Raw genomic sequence first — 7,717 nt, forward strand, 5'->3', positions numbered from 1 at the left:
CAATAAAAAAGCAGCCTGAATGGCTGCTTTTTCAGATCAAAAATTATTCATGATCTATTTTCATCGGCTGAACATCCATCTCTTTATAAGAAATGAGTTTGGTATTGTGTTTCCACTTATAACCTAACCAGATCGCCAAGAATAAGAAAATACCAATGTAAGTAGAAAGTACTGCAAGCCATTCACCACTCAGTACTGCCTGATAGTTTTGCCCTAGGACCACAATCGCACACAGCACAAAAGCAAACCATGGTGCAAACGGGAAGAACTTGGCACGATACGCCAGATCCTCAAGTTTATAACCTTGAGCCAGATATCCTTTACGGAAGCGATAATGAGATATTGCAATACCCAACCATACAATAAATCCACACATACCAGACATATTGAGTAGCCAGTTAAATACTTCCTGTTCACCAATAAATGTTGTCAGAAAACATAATGCTGCGATTGCAGTGGTGGCATATAGTGCATTCATTGGCACACCGCGCGCATCCAGATGACCAAACAATTTTGGTGCACTGCCTTTACGTGCCATATCAAACAGCATACGAGTAGAGGAGTACATGCCCGAGTTACCCGCAGACAGAATTGCAGTCAAAATCACTGCATTCATCACACTGGCAGCAAAAGCGAAACCAGCTTGTTCATATAGCAAAGTGAAAGGCGAAAGCGCAATATCTTCACTAGACGCTGCCTGTAAAAGACGTGGATCATCATAAGCAATCAGGGTGCCGATAATGAAAATACACACAATATAGAATAACAGGATACGCCAGAAAATTTGCTTGATTGCTACTGGAATGGTTTTCTGCGGATCTTTAGATTCACCTGCAGCGACACCGACCATTTCAGTCCCTTGGAAGGAGAATCCGGCAATCATTGCCACCCCGATCAGGGCAGATAAGCCACCCACAAATGGTGCTTCACCTTTGGTCCAGTTGGCAAATGTAGCAACCTCAGGAGTTAACATGATTTTTGCAATCATGAAGATACCAATGATGATAAACGCAATAATCGCCAGCACTTTGATTAAGGAGAAGAAAAATTCAGATTCACCAAAGCCTTTTACCGTCAGTGCATTAATCCCGAAGACCACCGCCAGGAACAGGGCGCTCCAGTAAAAACCAGGAATGTCTGGAAACCAGAATTTCATGATGAACTGGACTGCGACCAGCTCAAAGGCTACGGTGATTGCCCAGTTATACCAGTAGTTCCAGCCTAAAGCGAAACCAAAACCGCCTTCGACATATTTAGTACCGTAAGTAAAGAAAGCACCTGAAGTCGGATTATGGGTTGCAAGCTCCCCCAAGCTGGTCATCAGGAAGTAAATCATGACACCAATGAGCGCATACGCAAGTAATGCACCACCTGGTCCGGCATTGGCAATAGTTGCACCTGAAGCCAGGAACAAACCTGTACCAATTGATCCACCGATGGCGATCATATTCAGATGACGAGCACTTAGCTTACGCTGCAGCTGTGTGCTGTGTTGAGTTTCGCTCATCATGATTCCTTAACATTTTTTTGAGTGCTGGCGAAAAGCACTTTGAAGCCTTGTTGATCAGTTTTGACGGTGCACTGGCCAAAGCTTTGCTCAATTAAAATCGGGTAATTTAAGAAGCGGTTCGCCACAATCCATAATTCACCACCAGACTTGAGATGACGACGTGAAGTCTTGCACAGATTTTCACTGGCATCATAGTTGGTCTGAATACCCTGATGGAAGGGTGGATTACTGACGATAGCGTGCAAAAATAATGGTGCATCTTCAATCCCGCTCACTGCCTTAATTTCAAGCTGCTCAGGCTCAAGCTGATTTTTCTCAAAAGTCATTTTGGTAGAGGCTAATGCAAAAGCATCTACATCTAAGGCAAAGATACGATTGTTCGGATTGAGCTTGGCAAGATAGGCACTAATGACGCCGGCACCACAGCCAAAGTCGGCAATTTTACCTGAAGTCACTTCAGACAGGTAGGGCAGGAAAACCGCTGTACCGACATCCAGATGATTCTGGCTAAATACACCAGGGAGTGCACAGATTTGTAAATCACCTTTGGGAGTAGAGACGCTATAGGTTTGTGCCCAGTCAGCTAATGCCTTTTTCTCGACGTTGCAGTCTAGTGTCAATTGCCATAATTGGCAATGTCGTGCGCTATCGAGTTTGAGGCTTTTACCATAGGGTTGCAGCTGTTTTGCCGCGCGTTCCACGCCACCTTTTTTCTCACCTACCAAAAATACCTGGCTGCCTTGTTTTAGGTAAACCGCTACATTGTGAATCAGGTAATTAAGTAATTCTCTGGATTTTGGAACAAAGATTACAGCCTGATCAAATTCACCTTCAGGAAATTCTGCACCAAAATGTACATTAGCTTGCTGGGCCTGAAAATACAGGTAGTCATTATAATTCCATGTCCATACTGCAGCTTGAATGGATTGATCAAATTCAGCCAGCAGATGATCCGTTGGAGGATTAATCAGCAGTACACGACCCGACAAATAATCATATTGTCTTAATAAAACTTCGCTTTTAGCATCCATAGGAATCTCTCCAATAGAAAAACACTGTCCAAGTTCAACTCAGACAGTGTTTTCTGGACATGAACTTACTTCTTTGTGTCAGGAAGTACAATATTTAGAATCAAGGCCGCAATACCGCCGGTCGCAACACCAGAACTAAAGATATTACGGAATAATTCAGGAAGATGTTCCAGAATCTGTGGAACCTGTGCCACACCTAAGCCTAATGCAAGAGAAATTGCAATGATCAGTAGAGCACGACGGTCCAGGTGAATACCAGACAGAATATTAATACCAGAGGCAGCGACTGCACCAAACATCACCATCACTGCGCCACCAAGAACAGCTTGAGGAACCGCCTGAATCACGCCAGCCACTGCTGGAAGTAAACCCAGAATGACTAAAAGTGCTGCAATCCAGATGCCGACATAACGGCTCGCTACACCAGTCAATTGAATCACACCGTTATTTTGTGCAAATACAGAACTTGGGAATGTATTGAATAAACCCGCAAGTAAAGAGTTCGCACCATTCACTAACACGCCACCTTTAATACGCTTCATCCAGGTCGGGCCATCGACTGGCTGGTTAGAGAGTTTAGATGTTGCAGTAATGTCACCAATCGCTTCTAGCGAAGTCACCAAATAAATAAACGCCATTGGAATGAATAAGCTCCAAGAGAAGCTTAATCCAAAATGCATTGGTGTCGGGATTTGAACCAGTGGGGCATCTTTTAAGCCTTCGAAGTTCAGGTGACCCATAAAGCCAGCAAGAATATAACCTACAACCAGTGCGATCAGAATTGCCGAACTTTTTACCCAGGTAATGCGCACACGATTCAGTAAAATAATCAGTGCTAGAACTGTACATGACATGATCAGGTTGTCAGCATTAGCAAAGGTTTTGTCATTCATGGCCTGATAACCACCACCCATGCTGATTAGGCCTTCTTTAATTAAAGTCAGACCAATCAGTAAAACTACAATCCCTGTTACTAAAGGTGTGATCAGCTTTTTAATCCATGGCAGGATTTGCGATACGCCCATTTCAATAAATGAACCTGCAATCACCACGCCAAAGATCGAAGCCATGACAGCTTCTACGGGTGTACCGGCAGCAACCATCGCCGAACCAATACCAATAATTGGACCAATAAAGTTAAAACTGGTGCCTTGAACAATCAGCAAACCTGCACCAAATGGGCCAACTTTTTTGGATTGTAAAAAAGTCGCGATCCCTGAAATTACCAGTGACATGGATAAAATCATGTTAGTGTCTTCTTTAGAGACACCTAGTGCCAGACAGATCAGCAAGCCAGGAGTCACAATTGGGACAATAATGGCCAATAAATGCTGGAACGCTGCTAGAAATGCGATAAATGGTTTAGGGCGATCTTCAAGGCCGTACACGAGGTCAAGTTGATCTTTGGAAGAAGGAGATTGATTAAAATCAGACATGTGTCAATGCAAATTAAGGCTGGGTGGCGCTATTCTAATCGAGTTACACGTCATTACAAAAGGCATTGGAAAAAAAATTGACGAAGTCAACAAACTGTCACTGTCAAAACTTTGTATTTTTCTGTATAATTTGCCCTCAAATTTAATACGTATCGAATTTACATGTCAGATATTAAAACTCTCCGTAACATCGCCATTATTGCGCACGTCGATCATGGTAAAACCACTCTTGTAGACAAACTTTTGCAACAATCAGGTGCTCTCGGTGATCGCGCGGGTGAGATCGAGCGTGTCATGGATTCTGGCGCTATTGAAAGTGAACGTGGTATTACCATTCTTGCAAAAAACACTGCAATCAAATGGACTGATGCACGTACTAACACAGAATATCGCATTAACATCGTGGACACCCCGGGACACGCCGACTTCGGTGGTGAAGTTGAACGTGTTCTTTCTATGGTGGACTGCGTATTGCTTCTTGTAGACTCACAAGAAGGTCCAATGCCACAAACTCGTTTCGTAACGCAAAAAGCGTTCGCACGTGGTTTAAAACCAATTGTTATTATCAACAAAGTCGACAAGCCAAGCGCACGTCCTGACTGGGTAATTGACCAAGTATTCGATTTATTCGATAACTTAGGCGGTACTGACGAACAGTTAGACTTCCCGGTTGTATATGCATCTGGTCTTCGTGGTGTAGCGGGTCCTTCTCCTGAAGAACTTGCTGACGACATGACGCCGTTGTTCCAAACAATCGTAGACATCGTTGAACCACCAGCAGTTGACGTTGATGGTCCATTCCAAATGCAAGTGTCTTCACTTGACTATAACAGCTTCGTAGGTGTAATCGGTGTTGGTCGTATCCAACGTGGTTCAGTGAAATTAAACACGCCTGTGACTGTGATCGACAAAGAAGGCAACACTCGTAACGGCCGTATCTTGAAAATCATGGGTTACCATGGTTTAGAGCGTGTTGATGTTGAATCTGCTCAAGCAGGCGACATCGTTTGTATCACTGGTATTGATGCACTAAACATTTCTGACACAATCTGTGATCCGAAAGCAGTTGAAGCACTTCCAGCACTTTCTGTAGACGAGCCTACAGTGTCTATGACCTTCCAGGTCAACAACTCACCGTTTGCTGGTAAAGAAGGTAAATTTGTAACTTCACGTAATATCCGTGAACGTCTTGACCGCGAATTGATCCACAACGTAGCACTTCGTGTTGAAGACACTGACAGTCCAGACCGTTTTAAAGTATCTGGTCGTGGTGAGCTTCACCTTTCAGTTTTAATTGAAAACATGCGTCGTGAAGGCTTCGAAATGGGCGTGTCTCGTCCACAAGTCATCATCAAGGAAATTGATGGTGAAAAACAAGAGCCATATGAAAACGTAACGTTTGACGTTGAAGAGCAGCACCAAGGCGCTGTAATGGAGCAAATGGGTCACCGTAAAGGCGAAATGACCAATATGGAAGTTGACGGTAAAGGCCGTATCCGTATTGAAGCAACTGTACCTTCACGTGGCTTGATCGGTTTCCGTTCAGAATTCCTGACCATGACTTCTGGTACGGGTATCATGACGTCTAGCTTCTCGCATTATGGTCCAATGAAACAAGGTACTGTTGCGAAACGTCAAAATGGTGTACTGATTTCTATGGTTCAAGGTACTTGCCTGGGCTATGCATTGTTTACGCTGCAAGACCGTGGTCGTCTATTCGCTAAACCACAGTTAGAAGTTTATGAAGGCATGATCGTGGGTATTAACTCACGTTCTGATGACATGGTTGTTAACCCAACTAAAGCAAAACAGTTAACCAACGTACGTGCCTCTGGTACTGATGATGCGTTAACACTTGTTCCTGCAATTGAATACACGCTAGAACAAGCGCTTGAATTCATTGAAGATGACGAGCTCGTTGAAGTAACACCGAAGTCAATCCGTATCCGTAAGCGTTACCTGACTGAAAACGAACGTAAGCGTAACCGTGCTAAATAAGTTCGATTACTAATAGTTTAAAAAACCGCTGACATTGTTCAGCGGTTTTTTTATATACCTAGATAAGGTTGGACAAGATTACATAAACCTGATCAATTAGGCTTAAATAGAAATATATAACTCCTGTATAATCTATCGCAAAATTGAAAATTGTATAAGAAACAGGTGACTTTATGAGTATTATTCAAGAATTTAAGGAATTTGCGGTTAAGGGCAATGTCATGGATCTCGCAGTCGGTGTGATCATTGGTGGCGCCTTCGGTAAGATTATTGACTCGATGGTAAAAGATGTCATCATGCCTTTAGTGAGCTGGGTTCTAGGTGGTGATGTCGACTATTCCAACTGGTTTGTTGTATTAGGAGATAATCCAAACAATATAAGCAACCTGGCTGCTGCACAGGCAGCGGGTCTGAATGTCCTTGCTTATGGTAATTTCCTGACGATTTTAATTAACTTCCTGTTATTGGCATGGGTCGTATTCTGGTTAGTAAAACTAATGAACAAACTGCGTCGTAAACAAGAGGTAGCTCCAGAGCCAGCAGCAACACCGGAAGATGTTGCATTATTACGTGAAATTCGTGATGAGTTAAAAAAACGACCTGAATCTTAAGCTTTCTTGATCAAAAAACGGCGCTTCTCGCGCCGTTTTTTATTTCTTAACCTCTCCCTAAAAGAAGAGGGGAAGTCCCCTTTACTTATAGAGGAATTTAGGGGGATTAAAAATCCATTCGGAACTTGATTTCTAGCAAATGAAAACCAAACTGACTTTTCACTGGTCCATGCAAAACACGTTCTGCAGCAGTAAAAACCAGTTTATCAATCACTGGGACCAGCTGACCTTTTTTCACTTCACCCAGTTCACCACCGCGTTTAGCTGAATTACAGGTCGAATATTGTTTAGCGATCTTGGCAAAATCTGCACCTGCTAGAATCTTTTTCTTGAGCTGTTCGGCAGTTTCTTTATCTTTGACCAGAATATGACGGACGATTGCAGTCTTCATTAGTTTTTACCTCGTACAGCTGCTACACGTTTGCTGGAAAGCTTTACCTTCTTTAGCGGCTGGCATTCAGGACAGTAGACAGATGCACGTTGTCCTAATTTGATATTTTCCAGCGTGGTTTCACAGTTCACGCACATTTCCCCAGCACGGCCATAAGCCAGCAGCGTTTGCTGGAAATAGCCATTTTCTCCCATGGCATTGGTATAATCGCGTAAGGTTGAGCCACCCAGATCAATCGCCTGTTTTAAAATGCGCTTAATTTCAATGACCAGCTTTTCAATCTGCTCAAAACTCAATGTAGAGGCAGGTTGTGCAGGATGAATGCCCATATTGAATAGGCTTTCGGTTGCATAAATATTGCCTACACCAACGACAACATGGTTATCCATAATTGCAACTTTGGTGCCAACATTTTTATTTTTTAATTTTTCAAATAGATATTCAGCATTAAAACTATCACTGAGTGGCTCTGGCCCAAGTGTATCAATCAGCTTGCTTTGAGACTGTGCATCTAACCACAGGATGCAGCCGAAACGGCGTGGGTCATGATAGCGCAGCTGGATATCTTCAAACTGAATAATCAGATGATCATGCTTACGCAATTCTTCACTGGCCTCACATAAGCGAAAACTGCCTGACATGCCTAAATGCCATAGCATCGTATCCTGTTCAAATTGCGCTAGAATATATTTGGAACGACGTGTCAGTTGAATCAGGCGTTGTCCTTGCAGACGAGCAAT

Annotated in this window: 7 protein-coding genes; 2 read left to right on the plus strand and 5 right to left on the minus strand. The window is 43.2% G+C overall.

The features are described 5' to 3' along the window. Positions 1-43 precede the first annotated feature (43 nt). The 3 genes from B3D47_RS03355 to B3D47_RS03365 all read right to left on the minus strand — a co-directional run bounded on the left by B3D47_RS03355 (position 44) and on the right by B3D47_RS03365 (position 3,977). On the minus strand, positions 44-1,507 hold the full coding sequence (locus B3D47_RS03355) for an amino acid permease (protein WP_286859921.1): 1,464 nt from the start codon (positions 1,505-1,507) through the stop codon (positions 44-46). Then, the gene (locus B3D47_RS03360; RefSeq protein WP_004814512.1) at positions 1,507-2,541 is read right to left on the minus strand and encodes a methyltransferase; all 1,035 of its coding nucleotides are present in this window, start codon (positions 2,539-2,541) and stop codon (positions 1,507-1,509) included. The genes B3D47_RS03355 and B3D47_RS03360 overlap by 1 nt, the downstream gene beginning before the upstream one ends. A 65-nt stretch (positions 2,542-2,606) precedes the next feature. Continuing rightward, complete coding sequence (locus B3D47_RS03365) at positions 2,607-3,977, minus strand: uracil-xanthine permease family protein (RefSeq protein WP_286859923.1); 1,371 nt, start codon at positions 3,975-3,977, stop codon at positions 2,607-2,609. A gap of 162 nt (positions 3,978-4,139) precedes the next feature. On the opposite strand from B3D47_RS03365, the gene typA reads away from it, so the two are divergent. Further along, a complete protein-coding gene (typA, locus tag B3D47_RS03370; protein ID WP_004814517.1) occupies positions 4,140-5,975 on the plus strand; it encodes a translational GTPase TypA in 1,836 nt (611 codons plus the stop codon). Between the two features lie 173 nt (positions 5,976-6,148). Continuing rightward, entirely contained in the window at positions 6,149-6,586 is a 438-nt protein-coding gene (gene mscL / locus B3D47_RS03375) for a large conductance mechanosensitive channel protein MscL (RefSeq protein ID WP_004814520.1), read from the plus strand. A gap of 106 nt (positions 6,587-6,692) precedes the next feature. Here the strand turns inward: mscL and B3D47_RS03380 are convergent, their stop codons facing one another. After that, positions 6,693-6,977 carry a peptidylprolyl isomerase gene (locus tag B3D47_RS03380; protein WP_004891582.1) on the minus strand — a complete coding sequence of 95 codons (285 nt, stop codon included), beginning with the start codon at positions 6,975-6,977 and terminating at the stop codon, positions 6,693-6,695. Next, positions 6,977-7,717: bifunctional DNA-formamidopyrimidine glycosylase/DNA-(apurinic or apyrimidinic site) lyase (mutM, locus tag B3D47_RS03385; protein ID WP_286859924.1), on the minus strand; the 741-nt coding region annotated here is incomplete at its 5' end. The genes mutM and B3D47_RS03380, both read right to left, overlap by 1 nt.

Origin of the sequence: Acinetobacter sp. UBA3461, from assembly GCF_002381195.1 — a bacterium.
GTDB classification, from domain to species: domain Bacteria; phylum Pseudomonadota; class Gammaproteobacteria; order Pseudomonadales; family Moraxellaceae; genus Acinetobacter; species Acinetobacter schindleri.

Bases quoted from the DNA above. Each gene is read 5' to 3' on its own strand.
- B3D47_RS03360 (WP_004814512.1), bottom strand. From the start codon at position 2,541: ATGGATGCTAAAAGCGAAGTTTTATTAAGACAATATGATTATTTGTCG.
- B3D47_RS03355 (WP_286859921.1), bottom strand. From the start codon at position 1,507: ATGAGCGAAACTCAACACAGCACACAGCTGCAGCGTAAGCTAAGTGCT.
- B3D47_RS03365 (WP_286859923.1), bottom strand. From the start codon at position 3,977: ATGTCTGATTTTAATCAATCTCCTTCTTCCAAAGATCAACTTGACCTC.
- B3D47_RS03380 (WP_004891582.1), bottom strand. From the start codon at position 6,977: ATGAAGACTGCAATCGTCCGTCATATTCTGGTCAAAGATAAAGAAACT.
- typA (WP_004814517.1), top strand. From the start codon at position 4,140: ATGTCAGATATTAAAACTCTCCGTAACATCGCCATTATTGCGCACGTC.
- mscL (WP_004814520.1), top strand. From the start codon at position 6,149: ATGAGTATTATTCAAGAATTTAAGGAATTTGCGGTTAAGGGCAATGTC.